This is a genomic window from Nitrincola alkalilacustris, assembly GCF_008973755.1.
Taxonomy (GTDB): Bacteria; Pseudomonadota; Gammaproteobacteria; order Pseudomonadales; family Balneatricaceae; genus Nitrincola; species Nitrincola alkalilacustris.
This window is the reverse complement of record NZ_WBOM01000003.1, coordinates 240,454-261,969: the sequence shown is the minus strand read 5'-3', so window position 1 is coordinate 261,969 and position 21,516 is coordinate 240,454. Positions and strand designations below refer to the sequence as shown.

16 protein-coding genes are annotated in these 21,516 nt (G+C 52.6%); 9 read left to right on the top strand and 7 right to left on the bottom strand.

Annotation, left to right across the window (positions count from 1 at the left end; genetic code table 11):
- Positions 1–195: 195 nt before the first annotated feature.
- Complete coding sequence (locus tag F7R27_RS06760) at positions 196–1,002, top strand: response regulator (RefSeq protein WP_151703466.1); 807 nt, start codon at positions 196–198, stop codon at positions 1,000–1,002.
- Between the two features lie 127 nt (positions 1,003–1,129).
- Here the strand turns inward: F7R27_RS06760 and F7R27_RS06755 are convergent, their stop codons facing one another.
- From F7R27_RS06755 to F7R27_RS06730, 6 genes are all read right to left on the bottom strand, one after another.
- The gene (locus F7R27_RS06755) at positions 1,130–2,929 is read right to left on the bottom strand and encodes a methyl-accepting chemotaxis protein (protein ID WP_151703465.1); all 1,800 of its coding nucleotides are present in this window, start codon (positions 2,927–2,929) and stop codon (positions 1,130–1,132) included.
- A 184-nt stretch (positions 2,930–3,113) separates the two neighbouring features.
- Positions 3,114–3,821: a M48 family metallopeptidase gene (locus F7R27_RS06750; RefSeq protein ID WP_151703464.1), complete on the bottom strand. Its 708-nt coding sequence runs from the start codon at positions 3,819–3,821 to the stop codon at positions 3,114–3,116.
- Between the two features lie 15 nt (positions 3,822–3,836).
- Entirely contained in the window at positions 3,837–5,819 is a 1,983-nt protein-coding gene (locus F7R27_RS06745; RefSeq protein WP_151703463.1) for a transglutaminase TgpA family protein, read from the bottom strand.
- Positions 5,816–6,805: a DUF58 domain-containing protein gene (locus tag F7R27_RS06740; RefSeq protein ID WP_240776265.1), complete on the bottom strand. Its 990-nt coding sequence runs from the start codon at positions 6,803–6,805 to the stop codon at positions 5,816–5,818. Before F7R27_RS06740 ends, F7R27_RS06745 begins: the two co-directional genes overlap by 4 nt.
- Positions 6,806–6,821: 16 nt before the next feature.
- Positions 6,822–7,754: an AAA family ATPase gene (locus F7R27_RS06735; RefSeq protein WP_240776263.1), complete on the bottom strand. Its 933-nt coding sequence runs from the start codon at positions 7,752–7,754 to the stop codon at positions 6,822–6,824.
- Between the two features lie 99 nt (positions 7,755–7,853).
- Positions 7,854–8,828: an NAD(P)/FAD-dependent oxidoreductase gene (locus tag F7R27_RS06730; RefSeq protein ID WP_151703462.1), complete on the bottom strand. Its 975-nt coding sequence runs from the start codon at positions 8,826–8,828 to the stop codon at positions 7,854–7,856.
- Between the two features lie 251 nt (positions 8,829–9,079).
- Here F7R27_RS06730 and F7R27_RS06725 point away from each other — a divergent pair, with 251 nt between their 5' ends.
- The 7 genes from F7R27_RS06725 to F7R27_RS06695 all read left to right on the top strand — a co-directional run bounded on the left by F7R27_RS06725 (position 9,080) and on the right by F7R27_RS06695 (position 17,434).
- A complete protein-coding gene (locus F7R27_RS06725) occupies positions 9,080–10,639 on the top strand; it encodes a sensor domain-containing diguanylate cyclase (RefSeq protein ID WP_168927448.1) in 1,560 nt (519 codons plus the stop codon).
- A gap of 137 nt (positions 10,640–10,776) precedes the next feature.
- Entirely contained in the window at positions 10,777–11,238 is a 462-nt protein-coding gene (locus tag F7R27_RS06720) for an FKBP-type peptidyl-prolyl cis-trans isomerase (RefSeq protein WP_151703460.1), read from the top strand.
- A gap of 294 nt (positions 11,239–11,532) precedes the next feature.
- Positions 11,533–12,489 (top strand): LysR family transcriptional regulator, encoded by a 957-nt coding sequence (locus F7R27_RS06715; RefSeq protein ID WP_151703459.1) that lies wholly within the window; start codon positions 11,533–11,535, stop codon positions 12,487–12,489.
- 194 nt (positions 12,490–12,683) lie between these two features.
- Positions 12,684–14,057 carry a glutamine synthetase family protein gene (locus F7R27_RS06710; protein ID WP_151703458.1) on the top strand — a complete coding sequence of 458 codons (1,374 nt, stop codon included), beginning with the start codon at positions 12,684–12,686 and terminating at the stop codon, positions 14,055–14,057.
- Between the two features lie 23 nt (positions 14,058–14,080).
- Positions 14,081–15,475: an aldehyde dehydrogenase family protein gene (locus tag F7R27_RS06705; protein WP_151703457.1), complete on the top strand. Its 1,395-nt coding sequence runs from the start codon at positions 14,081–14,083 to the stop codon at positions 15,473–15,475.
- 14 nt (positions 15,476–15,489) lie between these two features.
- Entirely contained in the window at positions 15,490–16,656 is a 1,167-nt protein-coding gene (locus F7R27_RS06700; protein WP_151703456.1) for an iron-containing alcohol dehydrogenase, read from the top strand.
- Positions 16,657–16,705: 49 nt separating this feature from the next.
- Positions 16,706–17,434 (top strand): glutamine amidotransferase-related protein, encoded by a 729-nt coding sequence (locus tag F7R27_RS06695; protein ID WP_151703455.1) that lies wholly within the window; start codon positions 16,706–16,708, stop codon positions 17,432–17,434.
- 21 nt (positions 17,435–17,455) lie between these two features.
- On the opposite strand, the gene F7R27_RS06690 is transcribed toward F7R27_RS06695, so the two are convergent.
- Complete coding sequence (locus F7R27_RS06690; protein ID WP_151703454.1) at positions 17,456–18,682, bottom strand: EAL and HDOD domain-containing protein; 1,227 nt, start codon at positions 18,680–18,682, stop codon at positions 17,456–17,458.
- A gap of 350 nt (positions 18,683–19,032) precedes the next feature.
- Here F7R27_RS06690 and F7R27_RS06685 point away from each other — a divergent pair, with 350 nt between their 5' ends.
- A complete protein-coding gene (locus F7R27_RS06685) occupies positions 19,033–21,384 on the top strand; it encodes a methyl-accepting chemotaxis protein (RefSeq protein ID WP_151703453.1) in 2,352 nt (783 codons plus the stop codon).
- The last annotated feature ends 132 nt before the right edge of the window (positions 21,385–21,516 follow it).

Sequence of the window (21,516 nt, the reverse complement as noted above, 5' to 3'; positions counted from 1 at the left end):
CTGAATTCAAACAGGATCAGGAGTACTGGGTACTTCCTGCAGGAACATGAATCGCTGTCATACGCGACACATGGCAGACTGGACTGAGACCTTTTTAGTGATACTTTCCGGCATCTACCGATGCCCTGAAGTTGCAATATTAAACTATTAAGGTATAAACAATCTCTCATATACTGCATTATCGAGTGAGCTGAAATGGATTTAAAAGATCTGCTAATTCTGCTTGTCGAGCCATCACGGGTTCAGCGCAATATTATTGCCGGACACCTGCGCTCGCTGGGTATCAATGATGTCGAAGAGTTCAGCGAAGCAGCGCCGGCTTTGGAAAGAATGGAGCATATTACGCCTGACGTTGTCATGTCTGCAATGCACCTGCCGGATATGACCGGCTCCGAAATGGTCAATACAATGCGTATGCGGCCTGAACTGGCCGATGTCACCTTTTTTCTGATATCAAGTGAAACCCTGTATCGCTACCTTGAGCCTATACGCCAGGCCGGTGCAACTGCGATTCTGCCCAAGCCTTTTGATCCTGAAGATATGCTCAAGGCACTGGAGAGTGCTGTTCACTTCGTTGCTGACAGAAACGGCGGCGATGAAGAGCATGATGATGAGTTCGATGAATTGGCCGTATTAGTGGTAGATGACAGTCAACTGTCCAGAAACTACATAGAGCGCATTCTGCAATCAATCGGCATACACAACATCCGTGAAGCCAAGGATGGAGCCGAAGCGCTACAGCTGATGAAAGTGCAGGTGTTCGACCTGGTAATCACTGACTACAACATGCCAAATATCGATGGTCTGGAGTTGGTTCATCACATCCGCCAGTACACCACTCAACAGGCTGTTCCGATCATTGTCGTGACATCAGAGCAGAATCAGGAGCCACTCAAGGCGTTTGAGAACGAAGGGGTATCCGCCGTCTGCTCCAAGCCTCTATCCTACGATATGTTGAAGACATTAATCAGACATCTGATCAAAGAGCAGCACATGATCTGATTCTTGATTGCTGCGTGACTGCTCTTTGTCCACAGCAATCGAACTCTCTACTTTATAAAAATAAACCGAGGCATTACCTCGGTTTATTTTTATATGACTTCCAGAATAGCTGTTTCGAACTCACCACTCAGGCTGAGTCATCCATCAAATGCTTTGGATCAAAGCCCATGATCAGAGCGCCCCAATGCTGGCCATTCACATAAAGCGGTATGGACAAATCATTCAAAACCTCTCCGGTATCGCGTATGAAAGTCTGCAACAAAAACGGTGATTGGTGAGAGGCCCTGCGCTTTTCTGCACGATTGGAAGCAAAAATACGCCGGTTACGGCTCTGCAGGTTATCGATATCAAAATCGCCGGTCAGTGGCTTAGACACCTTACTGTGATGAGCCGGTGCATAGCCATTTTTGTCCACGGCGATGGCATAGATAAACTCGGGCCGTTGCTGAATGAAGTTATCAAAAACAGGACGCATCACCTGATCAAAAAGATCCGTATAACGGGTGTCATACTTCTCCGGCAGCTGATTCGGGTTAGTGCGGGTATAGCTGGTATCAAACAGGTTAGTCCCTTGAGCCTTCATCTCTTCCAGCTTTTGCATCACCTGTCTGGCCCAGTTTTGTCCGGTCTGAGTCATGGACTCGAACCCGCCGAAACCTATGGTAAAGTGTGACAGCAACTCCTGTGTTTGTTCAGTTGCCATCTCCAGATCGGCCGAAAACTTACGGGACGTCACCATCTCATCTCTCATCTCTGACGAGAGTTTGGTAATCGCCTGAACATGCGTATGTGACTCTCTGTTGGTATAAGAGAGCTCGTCAATTGCCGCTGAGATACTCGTCAACTGTGAGGTAGTCTGCTCGAAGTCATTGACCATGCGGATGAACTGATCATTGGTCTTATCGATGAACTCCTCAGTATTTTCGACATACTTCAGAATATCGACTGCACTGCTGTGAGTCACTTCCACAAGAGAGCGCATTTCGCTGATGTTGGAATCTATCTGGCCTGTAGCATCACCCACTTTGCGAGACAGGTTTCGTACCTCATCAGCCACAACCGAGAAACCACGACCGGCATCCCCTGCTCTGGCCGCTTCGATGGAAGCATTCAGCGCCAGCAGATTGGTCTGATCGGAAAAGTCCTTAACCATGGATAGAATCTTGGTGATGTTGACCGAGTTCTCACTCAGTTGCTGAACAGTGGTCTGAAAATTACTTGCCAGTTCACGAATCGACTTCACCTGTTGCAGCACTTTTTTCAACTCGGCACTGGATGCCCGGACCTCACCCATATTACTGCTGGTCTGCTCGCTGATCCTCAGGGTGTTACCGGCAATTTCATCAATCGCCTGTGACGCCTGACTGCTGGCTTCAAACACCTGCATTGCCTGTTCTTCCTGAAGGTCCGAGGCGTTTCCTGCTTCAAAGACCACCTTCTGCAACTGATTACTGCATAGTGCCACCTTAACTGAGCGGCGACGTGTTTCTGCAATCATTTTTTTCAGACTGGCCGAGAAGTCATTATAGCTTCTCGCCATCTCGGAAATTTCATCATGGGTATAATCAGGCAGAGTGGCTGAAATATCACCATCCTTATCCTTGATTGCACGCAGTACGCTGGTGATATCTCTGATCGGGCGTAAAAACAGATGGCGCATGAAGAAGATGGTGAAAATACCTGATGCCAGGGCAAACAGGATGATGGCAATACCCGGTAACAGAAAGCGTTCATAACTCTGCATGATCAGATTCAACTGCTCAGGCGCAAGCCCCTGCGACACCACGTCCGCCTTGAAGCTGGCAGAATGCCATAGCATCAGCATCAACAGAAGAAAGAAGGGAAACATCAGAAACAGGATATTGCCGACTATCTTTTTGGTCAGCGAATTCCAGAAACGCTTTTCTATCGCTCGATACAAACTCATTGGCTTACTCTGTTATTAGAATTGGAATGCCAACATAATTGTCCGCTTAGCTGCAGGGGGATACTGCATGGACGCATTGCGCAAAGCCACGGACGCCTACGCGCTATGGCCACAGTATTGCAATGGAATTTGAATGTTTCAACTAGCCATAAGTTTTAGACCGGTTGTACAAGAGTATGAGTGATTACCATTCCAGCCAGGCATTACGGCTTTTAATATAGGTTCTCAGTGACTTGTAATCGGGGCAATGACGGGCAACCAGCTGCCAGAAGGCAGGGCTATGATTCATCTGGCGTAAATGGCACAGCTCATGGATGATCACATAGTCCTGTACAGCCTTGGGAGCATGGATCAGTCGCCAATTCAGCTTGATAATCCCAGTCGATGAGCACTGACCCCAGCGCCGCTTGAATCCCTTGACCTCAAGCTCTCTGGGTATCAGTTCCGTCTGTTGGCTGAGCAGTTGCAGTCGCCGTTTGAAATGTGACTGCGCTTCTTGCAGTAGCCATGATTTCAACAGCTCCTCAACCGCCTCGGACTCAGAGCGCCTTATCCTTGAGGAGAGACTGACCAGCAGTGTTGCGTTATCGAGACGTGTTACCTGACTGCTGTCACCGACAAACCACTGCAGCCGATGAGCTGTGCCATGCAGCGGGATCTCAGCTCCCTGACTCAGACAGATCTCGTGACAATCCTGCTCACGCTGCTGCCTGTCCAGATGCTTCAACACCCAGGGCCGTTTCTGCTGCACCCAGTGCAGCAACACCGGCTCAGACACTCTGCTGGGCGCCCTGACAACCACCTCCCCTGCCACTATCTCTATTGAAGTGGTGCGTCGGGTACTGCGTACTACACGACAGGGAAAACCCAGTTCAGACTCTCGCCACTTCATCCAACACTTCTCAACCTACAAGCTTCTATGGCAGGCACGAATCAGCTCCAGCAGCTCACGCCTGTGTTCAGGGGAGCTATTCTGACCATATCGCTGCTGCTCGTCCAGTAAAGCCATCTGCCTGAGTGGCTTCGACAGATCCGGCCTTTCCTGTGCCAACCGAGCACAATAGGCTTGCAAGGACTCTTCCGGGTGACGAGGTATCCCCTTCTTTGCCAAGCGTTTCAGCAGACGATGCAGAGCCCTGTCAACTGGATCACGCCTGATCGTGGCTGTCTGGCCAAGCTGCATCCAGGCAACCCAACCAAGCACAAAGGATGCGGGCAGCATAAGAGCCAGAATCATGCGCAGAGGGCTCAGTTCCCCCAGCCAGTTACGCAGCAGCTGCTCCTGCTCACCCTGATAATGCAGCACCCAGCGATGCCAGGCGAAGTTGGCGCCTTCATAATAAAGGCGCAGCTGCAGCATCACCCCTGAACGCGTCACTCTCAAGGCAGACACGGGATTATCAGCCAGAAACCCCGGATCATCCGCAAACAGGCTATCCAGACTCTGCTCGATACGTTGCGGAGCCACAGCCGCTGTTGGATCGATACGAACCCAGCCCTCGCCCTCAAGCCATACCTCTGTCCAGGCATGGGCGTCATACTGGCGCAGTAGCAGATATCCTTGATAGGGGTTCCACTCCCCTCCCTGATAACCACCTACCACGCGTGCAGGTATCCCGGCTGCACGCAGCATGAAGGCAAAAGCGCCGGCAAAATGCTCACAAAAGCCTCGTTGATGCTCAAGCATGAACTGATCGATTGAATGCTGTTCCATGCGCGGTGGCTGCAGGGTATAGGTAAATTCTCGATTAAACAGACCCAGTAACGCATCTATGTAGCGATCAGGCTGCTGACCTGCATCCTGCCACAACTGTTCGGACAAGGCCTGAGTACGTGGATTACTGCTGGCCGGTATCCGGGTATATCGCGCTCTTTCATCGCCACTCAGATCTGCTCCCAGTTGATAAGCAGTCGATGACTGCAACCGGTAATGCAAACGGCTCTCGATGGTTGACTTGCTTTCCAGGGTTCTGGTGCGGGTCAGCACCCCGTCTGTGACCTGGCCACTTGAGACAGGCATATCCAGTGCGAACATCCAGTTTCTTCCGGTTCGCTCCTGAATGATCTGATATTCAAGGGGCTCAGACAGAGTTATGAGCGACTCCGCCGACTGGCTCGACTGCAGACTCGCCTGCGACCACTGACGACCATCGAACTGACTGTATACCATTGCCCGCCAGTAACGCTGAGCCGGTGGCGGGGGCTCACCATCAAACACCACCCTGAATGCCATTGCACCTGAGCGGGTCAACTGACTGATATCCCCCGGCGCCATGGTATCCGACAGGCCTGTCACGGCTGCAGATCGATCCAGCTGTACTGACCAGAGTGGCTCAATGCGGGGGAAGAGCAGAAAAAGCAGCAACATCAATGGAATAGCAGGAAACAGAACACGACAGGACTGAACCAGGGGGCGTTTATAATCGATCCGTTGTGGATCCTGCCAGACACTGTTCAGAGCAGCCGTCACCAACAGGATGGCGATGAAACACAGCAGTGCCACCCACATCTCCTGTTCAAAAAGAAAGATGGTGGTGGCAACAAAGTAGGCTACATAAATCAGCACCAGCGCATCCCGCCGATGATAGATTTCAAGCAGCTTGAGAGATAGCCCAAGCACCAGTAATGATACAGTGCCACTGAGCAGGCTCTGCTTATCAAAGGTCAGCAACAACCCCGCAGCTGTAATCAGCATCAGCAGCAGTTTGATGCTCCAATGCGGGAAGGACCATCGGCCACTGTGGATCATCAGTCGACAGGCGATCATCGCCAGGCAGAAAAGCGGTATCCAGAAAGGCATCCAGATCAGATGCGGCACCACCACCGCCACAAATGCGACCAGTTGCCACACCACGGCGGCCCGACTTATCTGCTGTACAGGCTGCTTCATCGTTCAGCCTCCACCTGTGTTTCAGGTAATCGGAATAACGCCAGCGCCTGCAGCAGACGCTGGCGTTGTGCATCCCCGGTTGCCGGAGGATAAACCTTTCCGGGCAGCCTCAAGCCATAAGGCTGATTGGTATGCGCCAGACGAACCACCCAGTAACTCAGGCGAGATAAGCGCTGCTCGACATTCAGCGCTGGCCAGCCATCCCAATCCAACCAGAGTTTACGATCATGATGAGCGACATACTCGCTGGCATGCATCCCCTGCCCGCGTGCAAACACCTTCCAGGCCACACGCCTGGGCGACATCCCCGGCTCAAAACGAGTCAGACCACTGAAATCATCACTACCTTCGTGACGCATCTCCAGCCCCTCTCCCTCACCAGAGGCAACCGGTGGCAGGTCACCACCCGGCAGTGGACGCGGATACACCAGTGCTCGCAGATCTGTGTTGATCCAGGTCCAGGCGCGAAACAGCCCGAAAGGATAGCGCGTTTGAATACGCAGGGGGCCAGGCTGGCACCAACCCCTGCTGGGTGCATGGCAAGCCAGTTCAATCTGAACCTGTGTATCGCCGGTCATATCCAGCATCAGTGGCGGCCCTTCCTGCCATGAAAAATCAAGCTGCTCATAAACACGCTTCTCCGGGCGTTGCAGTTTCAGCGTAAACCCGGCCATTTCTCCGGCGAAACATGGGTGCCCGGAAACCGCTGTGATCCTCAGACCCGCCAGATTGCTGTAGGTGTGCAGAATCGACACGATAAACATGCCACCCAGTAAAAAAGTGGCCGCATAGGCAAGGTTATTCTGGTAATTGATCGCGAGTAGAAGCAACAGAAAAAGCAGTAACAGGAACATCATTCCAGACAGGGTCGGCAGAATGTAGATCCGCTTTTGGGTAAGTGTGACAGAGCGCGAGGCAGGAGAGCGACGCAAGGCCCAGGCCTGTATACGATGACGCAAACCTGAAGTCCAGTGCCCGATCTTCATATTCAACTCAACTCAACTAAGACATCACATCGACCTGACTGAGCAGCTCAGCCACCAGCCTGGTCGAAGTGTGTCCGGCAATATCCTCGGCAGGGCGAATGCGATGACCGATCACCGGCTCCAGTACCCTTTGCAGATCTTCAGGTACGACATGCTCTCTTCCCTCCAGCCACGCCCAGCTTCTGGCACAGCGCAGCAGTGCCAACGCACCACGGGGCGACACACCAGAGCTGAACCCACTGCCTTCACGCGTGTACTGCACCAGTCGCTGCAGATAATCGATCAGACTGCTGGAGGCATGCACCTCATTAATCACCTTTTGTGCCTGCATCAGCTCCTGTACCGTCACCATCGTCTGCAGTGAGTCTATCTGCTGGCGGGTATCTCCGACCGTCAGCAGCCGGCGCTCAACCTCGGGGGCAGGGTAACCCAATGCGATTCGCATCAGAAAACGATCAAGCTGTGATTCCGGCAGCGGGAAGGTACCATATTGAGTAACGGGGTTCTGTGTCGCGATCACAAAAAAGGGGGTCGGAAGCACCCGGGTTTCACCATCCTGCGTCACCTGCCCCTCTTCCATCGCCTCCAGCAAGGCACTCTGAGTCTTCGGCGTGGTGCGATTGATCTCATCAGCCAGCAGTACCTGCGTGAATACCGGTCCAGGATGAAAACGAAACTGACCAGTGGCAGCTTCAAAGACCGAGACACCCAATATATCGGCAGGCAGCATATCACTGGTGAACTGAACACGCTTATCAGCCAACCCGAACACGCGAGCCAGTGAATGTGCCAGCGTTGTCTTACCCATGCCCGGCAGATCTTCAATCAGAAGATGTCCTCCGGACAGCAGACAGGTGATCGCCAATCGAATCTGCTGCTCTTTACCCAGCAGCACCTTACCCAGTTCGTCTACGCTATTCTGGAACTTCTGCGCCAGCAGATCACTCACATTGCACCTCCATGACACCACAGTGTGGGCTGAGCCAGCGACAGGTTTTCTGGAAAATGGTTGTCAAATCGCTTCTCTGTTATCAGTAAACCCTGCAAATCAATGCCCCGACGCCAGCAATTTACGGGCAAGGTCGAGACCGCTTTGCCAGCTGCCCTCCATACCACCGGTATGCAGCCAGTCACCGCAGGCACCGATACCGGTACCCGGATCCCATAAGGATAACTCATCGCAGCCGCAGGGTACTGCATGCGCATAAAGCCAGCGATGCACTCTACTCGACACTACAGTCAGTGGTTCACCGGCCAGCACCTCAAACGCAGCCTGCATCTCAGCTCCGACCGTTTCAGGTGTCAGGTGGATATATTCATGACTCCACTCCGACCTGGCTTCCAGCACCCATACCTCACCTGTGCGGCCAGGCTTGCTGCTGTCGCGCACCACTCGACGAAACAACGGGTGGTCACCCTCCAGCCAGTCCATCGACTGCAAACGCTCGGGCCTATTATCCAGCTCAACCACATAAACCCATGCCGGCTCCGTGCCTGCCTCGTCTGCCCGCTGCCTGAAGCGAGGTACCGCATCCAGCAATGGGGACGCCTGAGGCGCAGGAGTTGCCACGACAACTCTATCAAAATGACCCAACGGCTCACTACCACTATCCCGAAGCATCACACCCTCCTGGTCCGGCCATACCACGGTCACCAGCGTTTCCGGAACCAATCTGCACCCAGCAGCCAACTGTCTTGTCAGTGCACTGGAGCGTGGTGTTGCGACAAGTCCTGTCTGCTCATCTGTTGAGCCTGCTAATGCAAAATCCGCTCGGGCGGGTGTCCAGCAGTCTGTAACTTCAGAGAAGGACTTCAGCCAACGGCCCATCTCCGTCTTCTCCGGTACTATCCACGGAGCCCCCATATCAGCTGTCAGCGTCCCGACTCTCGTCGAAGCCAGACGCCCACCCGTACCTCTGCTTTTATCAAAAACCGTGACATCTACACCTGCGTCCGCCAGCGTTCTGGCGACCACCATACCTGCAATACCTGCACCGATAACGGCAAGGCTGTTTATCTTCATTATCTACACTCCTGTAGCCTGCTACTCCAAGGGATCATGGCGTGCCCGGATGAATACTTTATGACACATCAGATCCGAGATGGTTTATAAAAAATACTCTTTGGTTTAAAGAATAGTTCATTTTAAAACAGTCAGATAGATACGCTGTATTTTCGTGACAGGATCACAGGGGTCGGACTGGCTTGACGCTCCTGCCATCTCGGTCAAGAATAGATGAATCAATCACACATACAAGGCCCACCATGAGCAGCATGGACTATCAGCTTCATCAGCTGGCGCAGTCAGTGTCACATGCCGGAGATCTGGAAGCCCTCACCCGCCCATTGCTTGACTTGCTGCAACGGATCACACGGCTCGAATCCACCTACCTGACAACGATCGACGAAGTTGCAGAGGTGCAGCGCATTCTGTTTTCCCAGAACAGCGGCAATCTTTTACTGCAGGAAGGGATGGAAGTGCCCTGGTCCGACACCCTTTGTCGTCGGGCGCTTGAGGAGGGGCGATTCATAACGCAGGATGTCCCTGGTATATGGGGAGACTCTGAAGCTGCCGCAGAGTTGGGGCTGCAAACTTATATGAGCATCCCTGTCAGGTCTGCTGACGGCAGTCTGTTCGGCACCCTCTGTGGAGCAAGCTCCGAGGCGATCGCCATCGATAGTGAGGTGATGGATGTACTCAGACTCTTCAGTCAGCTGATCTCTCAGCAGGCCTCACGAGAAGCCAATGCCCAACAGGCGAAGCAACGTGCCGAACTGGCCGAGAAAAAAATCGATGAGATGTCTGTCGTGGCAAGCGTCGGAGCAGGCTGCCTGTCAGCCGACAACCTGAACAGGATGATACATCAGACTGCAGACCTGCTAGAAGCCAGACAGCTCTGGACAGACGCCATACCCTTTGAGGTCATTGATGATGCCCCACATACATTCGAGGCTGAAGATAAGTCCTGTCAGCCGTTGATCACTGATCTGTTGCTGCACAGATACAGCAGCGAAAATAGAACCGAGCCAGGCTTGACCACACTGCTGTTTCAGCAAGTCGATCTGACGAAGTTAAAAGGACTCAAGAGCATCAGTGCTCCACATCAGGCGCCTGTCTCAGTAGTGCTGATCTGTGCTGTTGCAGATGATCTGCTGCATGGTGGAATCCTGCTTCTTTCACAAGAGCCGATCAGCCATGACAGCAGCGAATTTCAGATGCTTAGCAACTGTTCAAACTATCTGTCATTACTGGCAGACCGGCTTCTTCACCTGAAGCAGATAGAGGAAGCCAACAAACGGCTGACCTTCTTTGCCATGCATGACCCGCTGACGACCCTCCCCAACCGACGCTACCTGATTGATGAGCTGGGGCGCCGCTTGAGTCGTGGCAAGCGTACAGATGAACAGGTCCACATTGCATTTATAGACCTGGATAAATTCAAGCAGATCAATGATGCTCATGGCCATGATGTTGGTGATGATTTTCTTATCGCTTTTGCGACTCGCTTGAGTGAGATAATACGGGCCGGTGATATGGCAGCCCGCTTTGGAGGTGATGAGTTTGTTCTGATTGCGACAGCCAGCCAGGACAAAGATGCTGAAGAAGAACGTACACAATTATCACAACGGATATCAGAAGCTACCCGGGGGCGGTTTGAGCTGCCTGCAGTGACGCTCAACTATGACGGTCCTAGCATTGGCATCATCACCAGCCAATCAGATGACCTGGATGCAGATCAACTCTTGAGCAAGGCAGATGCAGCGATGTATGTCGTCAAGCGACAAAGGAAAGCCAATCAGGGTTGCGCTGGCCAGTCTGGCTCGTTAGCATGACCCCGTATCGCCCAGGCTCAACCTGAGTGTGACCTGAATCTTTCTTCATTGAGTAGAAGATTCAGGCAATTTAGCAAGCGCATGCAGTCTGAAGAAGCTGATTGCTGCCCAATATGATCAATAGCAGGAGATGCTCAATGCAGATTGCAGAAAACACCGTTGTTTCAATTCACTACACTCTGTCCAACACAGCTGGTGAGGTGATGGATAGTTCAGAAGGTCAGGATCCACTCGCTTACCTTCACGGTGCCAACAATATTATTCCGGGTCTGGAAAACGCACTGGTCGGCAAAGTAAGCGGCGACAGCCTGCAGGTCGTTGTCGAACCGGATCAGGCTTATGGCGAAGTTCGTGAAGAGCTGATCCAGTCAGTCGATCGCAGCAACTTTGTCGATATTGCCGAGATTCAGGTCGGTATGCAGTTCATGGCACAGACCCCCTGGGGCGAGCAACCGGTTACCGTTGTCGAGGTAGAGGGTGACAATATCGTGCTGGATGGCAACCACCCACTTGCAGGTCAGACTCTGACGTTTGATGTCAAAGTCGTTGATGTGCGTGAAGCAACTGCTGAAGAGTTGACCGAAGGTCACGTACAGTAACTTCTACGGATATTAATTCGGCACCTGGCTCCGCCCGTACCATCGGGATGGTAGGTGGAGTCAGAGCTGGCAATTGCTCCTGCATTGCCAGCGTACCGTCCATCCTTGGACATAAAAAAACCGGCAACACGGGCTGCCGGTGAAAACAGTGCTTTTAAACACTGCGGGACTGGAAGGTTAGTACCTTTTATCCGAGAAAAGTTCATTATCAGATCAGTCTTTCCCTGTAAGCAGCTTCTGAATTGATCCCGCAGACTCAATATCCAGTGACCAGTTGGATGGAACCCGGTAACCATGGCCAGTATTTTCGGTTTTGATCTGAAAGCGCTTGAAGTGTTTGTGCAGGTTGCCGAAACCGGCAATATGACTGTTGCAGCTGAGCGCCTTGGCATGACGCAGTCCGCAGTATCACAGACGCTCTCAAACCTGGAGAGCAACCTGTCCAGCACACTGTTGGACCGCTCTGTAAGGCCTATCGAAATGACTGCGGCTGGGCGCTTCCTTTATGATCGTGCCTCCAGCCTGCTGGCTGAGGCACGCAAAACCAGCCAGGATATTCGCAAGTCCAATTTCCAGCAGTTGCGCCAGGTGAATGTTGCCATGGTGGATTCACTGGCGACCGCCGTCGGCAGACCACTGCTTGAGGCCGTGAAACGACGTACCCGCGACTGGAGCCTGACAACCGGGCTGTCACATATGCATGCGCACGGACTGATGTCTCGCGCCGTTGATATCATCATCTCCGATGACAACCTGGATGAATACACCGACCTGGTGCGCTATCAGATTTTGCGCGAACCCTTTATTCTGGCTTTGCCGAATGACTACAAAGGCGACCCCGGTGATCTGCAGCAACTGAACAAAAAAATGGATTTTGTCCGTTACAGCGCACATTCACTGATTGGCCAGACCATCGAACGCTATCTGCGTCATATACAGCTTGAGCCCGCTCAGCGTCTGCGCCTGGACAACTCCTATGCGGTCGTTTCAATGGTGGCATCCGGTGCGGGCTGGACGATCACTACCCCGCTGTGTTTGTTTCAAAGTGGTATCCGCCTGCATCAGGTCAACTGTGTGCCACTGCCACAGGAAGCACCCTTTCGGCATCTGACTCTTGTCGCAAGACGTGGTGAACTGTCGGACCTGCCAAAGGAGATTGCCGAGGACAGCCGCCAGATACTGCGCGACAGCTTTCTGGCTGAAGTTGCCCAGGAGCTTCCCTGGCTGATGGATCAGATCAGCATCGGATGATGCGCTTGTTCTACAAGCTCTCTCATAATCCAGCCCGCCCAACCGCTCCTCCTCTTACTATAAGATTTTCTAATAACACGTAGTAAGTGTTTGTAATGTTGTTTGCTCCCCCTTACGGCTATCGCTAGACTCAATCGAAATAAGGACTTCACAACAATAAAGCCGGAGCAAAAACAGCTCCTCCAGGGGACCGTATGATGAATGCACGTGATGTCAAAACAGCAGATGATGCGCGCCGAATTGTTGAAGAACGCAACCTCAGCCATGTGAAAGTTGCAGTCTTCGATAGCGATGGAATCATGCGTGGCAAGTACATGAGCCGCAGCAAATTCTTCTCCTCACTGGAGAGTGGCTTTGCTTTCTGCGACGTTATCATGGGTTGGGACTCAAAAGATCAGCTATATGACAATGTCACCTATACAGGCTGGCATACCGGCTACCCCGATGCCCCCGTGCGCATACTCCCGCATACCTGTCGTGAACTCTACGATGAAGAGGGTCAGTTGCTCTTTCTGGCTGAGCTGAGTGACCAGGCAGAAAAAATCTGTCCACGTGGTACGCTTCGACGTGTATTGGAAAAAGCGAGTCAGATGGGTTTTGATGCCTACGCAGCGCTTGAATACGAGTTTTTCATGTTTGATGAAACACCCGACTCCATCCGCGAAAAGGGCTACCGCAACCTGAAACCCTTCACACCCGGTTTTTTTGGTTACTCCGTGATTCGCAACTCCGTGCATGCCGAACTCTATCACCAGATCATGGAGATGGCCGAGGTGATGGACTTCCCGATTGAGGGCCTGCATACCGAAACCGGTCCGGGAGTCCTTGAGGCTGCTCTTGCGGTGGATGCAGCAGAGGCAGCTGCGGACAAGGCCGCACTGTTCAAAACCTTTATGAAAGTGCTGGCGCAACGCAATGACCTGATGGCTACATTCATGGCCAAATGGTCACCCAACTATCCAGGACAAAGTGGTCATATACATCTGTCGCTGCGTAACAAGGCTGATAATAAATCGGCCTTTTATGACCCCTCCCAGACACACAGCATGAGCAAGATTCAGCGACACTTCTTGGCAGGTCAGCAGCGCCTTATGCCTGAGTTGCTGTCCATGTTCGCCCCCACGGTGAACAGCTATACCCGTTTGATTCCAGGCTTCTGGGCGCCGACCGATGCCACCTGGGGTGTTGAAAACCGCACCACGGCCCTGCGCGTGATTCCCGGCAGCGACAAATCACAGCGTGTGGAATACCGCCTGGGCTCAGCCGATGCCAACCCTTATCTGGCTCTGGCTGCGGCACTGGGTGCAGGGCTCTGGGGTATTGAACACGAGATGGAACCAGACCCCGAGGTCAAGGGCAACTCCTACGAGCAGCAACATGCACCAGAACTCGCTCTGCCCCGAACCCTGTGGGATTCAGCGCAGCGCCTGAAGAGTTCAGAAGCGGCAAGATCTCTCTTCGGTAACGATTTTGTTGAGCATTTTGCGGCGACACGTGAATGGGAAGAGCGCGAGTTCAGACGCCACATTACCGACTGGGAACTGGATCGCTATTTCGAAATTATCTGATTGACTACTACTGAGAGATTCTGATGACTGACTCCCTGAAAACCCTATCTCCTATCGACGGCTCAGTTTTCGTCGAACGCCCCTATGCAAATGCGGCGGAAATAGATGCAACGCTGGCGGCTGCGAAACAGGCACAGGCTACCTGGCGCACCATGCCCGTCGCTGAGCGTGCGCGCCTCTGTCTGGCCGCTGTAGACGCCTTCATCGCCAAAAAAGATGAGATCGCCAGAGAGATCACCTGGCAGATGGGCCGCCCCATTCGTTATGCTGCCGGTGAAGTGGCAGGTTTTGAAGAGCGCGCCCGCTATATGATCTCTGCTGCGGAAGAGGCACTGGCACCCGTTCAGCTTCCTGAGAAAGCAGGCTTTACCCGCTACATCAAGCGTGAGCCACTTGGTGTCGTACTGATCATTGCGCCCTGGAACTTCCCCTACCTCACGGCCGTGAATGCGATTATCCCTGCCCTGATGGCCGGCAATACTGTTGTGCTCAAGCACTCGGCTCAAACCCCCCTGTGTGCAGAAAGGCTGATGGAAGCCTTCGCCGCGGCAGGGCTGCCAGCAGGGGTCTTCCAGTATCTGCACCTGAGCCATGACAGTACCGAAAAAGTGATTCAGTCCCCTGTCATCAACTATGTCGCCTTTACGGGTTCGGTGCCCGGTGGTGCCATGGTTGAGCGTGCGGCTGCCGGTCGTTTCATTGGTGTAGGTCTTGAACTGGGTGGTAAAGATCCTGCCTATGTCAGGGCAGATGCCGACCTGGATCATGCCGTCGAAACAGCCATGGATGGCGCATTTTTCAACTCCGGACAGTCCTGCTGCGGCATCGAGCGCATCTATGTGCATGAGAGCCTGTATGATCAGTTTGTCGAGAAAGCCGTCGCACTGGTCAAGGGCTACCGTCTGGGTCGATCCGATGACCCTGAGACAACCCTTGGCCCGGTGGTCAAGGCGTCTGCTGCCGACTTTGTGCGTGACCAGATCAATGAGGCGATCGCGCTGGGCGCCACGGCACATATTGATCCATCCACCTTCGAACTGGACAAGGCCGGAACACCCTACCTTGCCCCACAGGTTCTGACCAATGTCACCCATCAGATGCGGGTGATGACAGAGGAGTCCTTCGGGCCGGTCGTCGGCATTCAGAAGGTCAGCAGTGACGAAGAAGCGATCACTCTGATGAATGACAGTGATCTGGGGCTGACAGCTGCCGTATTCACCCGCGACATCGAAGCCGGTATTGCCGTTGGTGAGCAGCTTGAGTGCGGCACCTTCTTCATCAATCGCTGTGACTACCTTGATCCAGCTCTGGCCTGGACCGGTGTCAAAAACTCTGGCCGTGGCTGTACCCTGTCGGCACTGGGTTATGAGTCATTGACACGTCCAAAATCTTTTCACCTGAAAACCCTGATCGACTGAGAGGCGAGGCAAACATGAGCACCAATACATTCAAAGCTAACTGGAACTATCCGACATCCGTGCGTGTGGGTGCCGGTCGTATCCGCGAGCTGCCTGCTGCCTGTCGCGAGCTGGGCATGAAAGCCCCGCTGCTGATCACCGATCCTGGCCTGGCCGCGCTACCGATTGTTGAGCAAACCCTCCAGCTTTGTCTGGCTGATGGCCTTGAGGCCGCAGTATTCAGCAAGATCAAGGCAAATCCAACCGGACAGAACGTAGTTGACGGCGTCACCGCCTATCGCGCTGGCAACCATGATGGTGTCATCGCCTTTGGTGGCGGCTCGGGCCTTGATGCCGCCAAAGCGGTGGCTTTGATGGTCGGACAGGACCGTCCCGTATGGGATTTTGAAGATGTCGGCGATAACTGGACCCGCGTCAATCGTGAAGGGATGGCACCCGTTGTTGCGATCCCGACGACCGCTGGCACAGGCTCGGAAGTCGGGCGCGCATCCGTTATCACTGATGACGAAGCCCATATCAAGAAGATCATCTTCCATCCTGATATGCTGCCCAGAATCGTTATTCTGGATCCCGAGCTGACAGTCGGCCTGCCTGCTCGCATCACAGCGGCCACCGGCATGGATGCGCTGTCACATAATCTGGAAGCCTACTGCTCACCCTTCTACCACCCGATGGCAGAAGGTATCGCCATTGAAGGGATACGTCTGGTCAAGGAGTACCTGCCCCGTGCCACGACTCAGCCAAACGACCTTGAAGCCCGTGCACAGATGCTGGTGGCTTCATCCATGGGTGCGACTGCTTTCCAGCGCGGACTGGGCGGCATGCACGCCCTCGCCCATCCACTTGGTGCCCTTTACGATGCTCATCACGGCACACTGAACGCTATTCTGATGCCCTACGTGCTGAAAGCAAACCGTAGTGCCATTGAGGAGCGCATAGTCAGACTGTCTGCCTATCTGCAGATAGAGAACGGCTTTGATGGCTTCCTCGACTGGGTGCTGGCACTGCGCAAAGAACTCGGCATACCCCACACTCTGCAAGAGATAGACATCGACAGCAGCCGCAGTGAGCTGGTTGCCCGTATGGCCACTGAAGATCCATCAGCAGGCGGCAATCCGATTCAATTCAGTGCAGATCAGTATCGAAGCATTCTGGAAGCTGCCATTTCCGGTGATCTTTAATGCCTGACTGTATGCCGGCTGGCTCAGGCCAGCCTCTAAGGAGCAGAGTATGAAAATCGGCATTCTGCAATGTGATCATGTGCTGGAAAAGTTCCAGCCGGAACACAAAAACTATCCCGAGATGTTCATTAACCTTTTCAGCAAGGTGGATCCGACACTGAGCTTCGAGGTGTTTGATGTACAGCTGGGTGAGTACCCCACGCACATTGATCACTGTGATGCCTATCTGATTACCGGCAGCCGACACGGCGTTAATGACGGTCATGACTGGATCGATACACTGATAGACTGGATCAGAGTACTGCATCAGCAGCGCAAAAAACTGCTGGGAATCTGTTTCGGCCATCAGGCGGTTGCGACCGCTCTGGGAGGCCAAGTGATCAAGTCTCCCAAGGGTTGGGGTATTGGCGTTTCAAAAAATCGCATTGATGAATCCCGCCCCTGGATGACACCGGAAAAGGATCGGCTCAACCTGATCGTCAGCCATCAGGATCAGGTGATCAAACTGCCCGAAGGTGCACAGGTACTTGCCAGCAGTGATTTCTGTCCCTACTACATGCTGCAGATAGACAACCACATACTGACTGTTCAGGGGCATCCTGAATTCAGTAAGGCTTACAGCCATGATCTGATGGAGAATCGCCGAGAGATCATTCCGTTGCAATGCATCATGGAAGGGCTGGCCTCACTGAACAGTGAGGTTGATGACATTGAAGTCGTCACCTGGATGGTAAACTTTCTGCGTCACGATGATGCAGACGTTACCAGCGGCCATTGATATGGCCGCCAATCCGTCAGCCTACTGAGCTTTCAGGGATTCAGTGGATTCATGAGCCCATTGCACGGCGTCTATCCAGGCGCCGGTGATGGTTTCCGGTGTCACCTTCTGATCCATCAACCTGTCCCAGCGACCGGATTCGAACTGCTCTACCAGTAAAAGCACCTGACCCGCCTCACCCTTGTGTTCAAGCAGTGCATCCTTGACCATGTCAGACAGCGGTAAATTATTGATCAGCTCTGGCAACGGACTATCCATGATCGCATCCAGCAATGAGAACAGGCCAACCGTAAAATACTGATCTGCACCGTCCAGCCCCTCTCTCTGTGCCAGCAGTTCGCACATCTTGCCTCTGATCATGGACAGGGTCATCAACTCTTTCGGTTTGTCATCGATTTCGGACAAGAGGATCAGACACACAATATTACGGATCTTATTCATGCCCAGCAGTGTCAGCACCTGTCGGATCGACTCAATGGAGCGGCGCATGCTAAAGGCAGCAGAGTTGATATAACGCAGAAGTCTGTAGGAAAGGGCCACATCCCTGGCAATCAGGTATTCGAGCCTGGCAAAATCTGTATCGGTATCCTGCAACTCTGCCATCAGATTCAGCATTTCGAGGCGATTGCCCGACAGGCGCGCACCTTCAACAACCTGGGGACGGCAGAAAAAGTAGCCCTGAAAAAGATCGAAGCCCAGCGATTTACAATGCTCGAAGACATCGTTATCTTCAACTTTTTCAGCCAGCAAACGAATATTCGGGTTAATTTGGCGCAGACTACTGACGAGAACCGACAACTCTTCAGTCGACAAAGGCTGTACATCGACCTTGATGATATCAACCATCTTTACCAACTCGTGCATGTCAGTCACATTAATGAAGTCATCCAGAGCGATGGTATAACCCCTATCCTTGAGGTCTCTGATGGCTGTAATCACCTCGGGCTCTGACTTGATATCCTCAAGAATTTCCAGCACAACCTGTTCCGGCGCAAATGGCAGGGGCAATGAACCAATCAGAAAGCTGCGGGACAGATTGATATAGGCAGGATAGGTCTCTACAAGTTGTTCAAGACCAATATCGATAAAGGTATTCAGCATCACATTGGTGGTTGCCATATCCTGATCAAAATCATGGCTACCGATCACCGCGGCATTTTGCTGACTGCTTCTGAACAGCAGCTCATATGCCTGCAGACCCAACTGCTGATCAAAAATAGGCTGGCGTCCGACGAAAACTCTTTCCATTATTATTTTGTCTCCATCGAATATTTATCAGTAATCATTGATTATTATCCAGCACCTGTAAAGTGGAAAAGTCATACGCACAAAAAGTACCTTTCCTCACTTTGTAACGCACTGTAAAGATACACAGATCATTCAGATAAAAAAACATGCACAAGGATAGTGCATGGCAGCCCTTTGATTTAAGATGGCATTCAATGTTCGACTACAGATCAGTCAACATTGAACTACAATAATAATAAACCTATTCGATGGATGGCAGATTTCTTGCTTGTTTAATGTGAACAGTGACCAGCCGTTCCGTTAACTTGCAACGTTGCAAGCCACACCATCCTGTGCATTAGGTAGGGCTCATGAGCATACAGAAAAAATTACTTCTGATTATCCTGTCTTTATCTCTCATGGCAGCAATCGCCGCCAGCGTCTTTATCAGCTCCGCCAGTCTTCGCGCCGGAGAAAACCTCCTCTCTGAACAGGCAGATCTCAGACTGGAGCTGATCAGCAACACCCAGGCCCAACGTCTGGAAAACTATCTGAGCATGTTACAGCAGCAAGTCGCCGGCTACGCCAGCAACGTACAGGCACGACGGGGCATAGCCGCTCTGGGCTCCGCCTATCGTGGCTATCGCTTAAATGCTGTTGTAAGGTCCAGGGAAGATACCCTGGCTGAAGAAGCAGAGATGATTGAGTACCTTGAGCAGGGATTCGTCAGCGCTCTCAGGCGCAGTGCACCCAACCTGTCTTTTGACAGTGGCACCTATGTGCGCAACCTGAGTAAGCCTGACCTGATTCTGCAGTACTACTACTGGGTTGACTCAGCCGGTGACTGGACCGAGAAAGATATGGTGGATGAAGCAGATGACCGCTCCCGATACAGTCTTGGGCACCGTGAATTCAACCAGGAGTTGCGTGAACTGGCTGCCTATTACAACTATGCAGATATCTACTACATCAATCCCGGTGGAGATATCGTTTACTCTCTGCGAAAATTACCGGATTTTTCACTCAATGTAGAGCACGAAATCCTCAATAACTCTGGCCTTGCTCAGGCATTCAGACAAGCCCTCAACCTGACCGCCGCCGATGCCCCCGCCTTTGCCAACTTCGATGAATATATTCCTGCCCTCGGCGAGCCGAGCGCTTTTTTTGCCATGCCGGTGTTTGATCAGACAGCAGAATCCACATCACCTGAGCTCTCCGGTGTATTTGCCGTCAGGATCAGTACAGAACAGATAGAAAGCACTCTCTCCAATAATGGCGACCGTACGGCACAGGGACTCGGCAAAACGGGTGATACCTACCTGCTCAACCGTGATGGTTTCCTGCTCTCCAGCAAACGTGAGTTTGATGAGGAGCCCGCACAGTTTTTTGCTGAGCTTGGCACCCTGGATGAGATCACACGCAACCGTATCACACTGCGCGGCAGTCCCAGCGGACTGGTGCGCCTTGATAGTGAAGGCATTCAGCGTGCACGAGCCGGTGAGCAGGGCATTGCTGCTTACATCAATCCACTGGGTAGTGAGGTGATCGGATCATTCCGGCCGCTGCGCTTTGCCGGTACAGAATGGCTGCTGCTGACCGAAACTGATGCCAATGAAGCGCTGTCTGCAGTGGGCATGCTGCGCAAAGAGGTGATCAGCTATGGTATCGGGATCACGCTTGCGGTATTGGTACTGGCATTTTTTGCCGCTCTTTATGTTGCTCGCTCACTGAGCAAACCCATTTCAATTCTACGTGGCAGTATCACAGACATTCAGGCGGCCAGAGATCTGACACAGAAGAGCCCACTCAAGGGTAAGGATGAGTTCGGCCAGATCTCCGCTGCCCTCAATCGCCTGCTGGATGATATCGCCGAATCTGTTAAACTGACTCGTCAGGCAGCAGAAACCGTCAGCGGAGCTTCCTCCGATTTGAGTCAGGGTTCGGAACAGACTCTAGCACTGCTTAATCAGCAAAACCAACGCAACCAGACAGCCGAAGGTCTGGTCAAGGGCATGGTTGACTCCGCACGGACCGTTAGTGAACAGGCTCATACCACCAGTGATCTGACTCGTGCAGCCAGTGAAAATATCGATGGCAGCACACAAACCATCGAAGAGGTGATCAGAGAGGTTCACAAAATGGCCAAGGGTGTCAGTGATGCAGCAGTCACCATCACCAACCTGGCTAAGGACTTTGAGCAGATTCGCCATGTGCTTGAGGTAATTTCTCAGATAGCAGAGCAGACTAACCTATTGGCACTGAATGCTGCGATTGAGGCCGCACGTGCCGGTGATCATGGCCGCGGATTCGCTGTAGTGGCTGACGAGGTACGAGGCCTTGCGCAGCGCTCTCATGATGCGACTGAGGAGATTCAGTCGATCATCAATAAGCTGCTGAGCAATACCGAGCAGGCGCAGAGCATGATGACAACCGAGCAGCAGCGCTCCGAGCAGCTTCAGACCACTGCCGAAACAGCACAGACTGCACTTCACACGATTGGCGATTCACTGCAGGCGATAGTCAGTGCAAATCAGGATATTCTGACCATTTCCGATGAGCAGAATAATATGACGCATGAACTGGCCGAGGTGCTTGAAGCCAGCTTCGAAAGCTCCCGCGCATCTCAGGAACAGGCAAGCGAAAACGCCCACTCGAGCGAGCGCTTGAAGCAGGTAGCCGCCGAACTGGAGCAAAACGCAACTCGCTGGAAAGTCACAGACTGACGCCCGTCAATGCTTTAATCTTAAAAAGGTGCCATCATAGGATTGCACCTTTTTTTTCAAACACTTTTCTGATATTTCTCAGAGAGCTTTGTGCCAGATCCTGTTCAAACCATGGTTTAACTTGTACATTTA

Coding starts and splice junctions, on each gene's coding strand:
- F7R27_RS06760 (WP_151703466.1), top strand. CDS start 196: ATGGATTTAAAAGATCTGCTAATTCTGCTTGTCGAGCCATCACGGGTT.
- F7R27_RS06755 (WP_151703465.1), bottom strand. CDS start 2,929: ATGAGTTTGTATCGAGCGATAGAAAAGCGTTTCTGGAATTCGCTGACC.
- F7R27_RS06750 (WP_151703464.1), bottom strand. CDS start 3,821: ATGAAGTGGCGAGAGTCTGAACTGGGTTTTCCCTGTCGTGTAGTACGC.
- F7R27_RS06745 (WP_151703463.1), bottom strand. CDS start 5,819: ATGAAGCAGCCTGTACAGCAGATAAGTCGGGCCGCCGTGGTGTGGCAA.
- F7R27_RS06740 (WP_240776265.1), bottom strand. CDS start 6,805: ATGAAGATCGGGCACTGGACTTCAGGTTTGCGTCATCGTATACAGGCC.
- F7R27_RS06730 (WP_151703462.1), bottom strand. CDS start 8,828: ATGAAGATAAACAGCCTTGCCGTTATCGGTGCAGGTATTGCAGGTATG.
- F7R27_RS06725 (WP_168927448.1), top strand. CDS start 9,080: ATGGACTATCAGCTTCATCAGCTGGCGCAGTCAGTGTCACATGCCGGA.
- F7R27_RS06720 (WP_151703460.1), top strand. CDS start 10,777: ATGCAGATTGCAGAAAACACCGTTGTTTCAATTCACTACACTCTGTCC.
- F7R27_RS06715 (WP_151703459.1), top strand. CDS start 11,533: ATGGCCAGTATTTTCGGTTTTGATCTGAAAGCGCTTGAAGTGTTTGTG.
- F7R27_RS06710 (WP_151703458.1), top strand. CDS start 12,684: ATGATGAATGCACGTGATGTCAAAACAGCAGATGATGCGCGCCGAATT.
- F7R27_RS06705 (WP_151703457.1), top strand. CDS start 14,081: ATGACTGACTCCCTGAAAACCCTATCTCCTATCGACGGCTCAGTTTTC.
- F7R27_RS06700 (WP_151703456.1), top strand. CDS start 15,490: ATGAGCACCAATACATTCAAAGCTAACTGGAACTATCCGACATCCGTG.
- F7R27_RS06695 (WP_151703455.1), top strand. CDS start 16,706: ATGAAAATCGGCATTCTGCAATGTGATCATGTGCTGGAAAAGTTCCAG.
- F7R27_RS06690 (WP_151703454.1), bottom strand. CDS start 18,682: ATGGAAAGAGTTTTCGTCGGACGCCAGCCTATTTTTGATCAGCAGTTG.
- F7R27_RS06685 (WP_151703453.1), top strand. CDS start 19,033: ATGAGCATACAGAAAAAATTACTTCTGATTATCCTGTCTTTATCTCTC.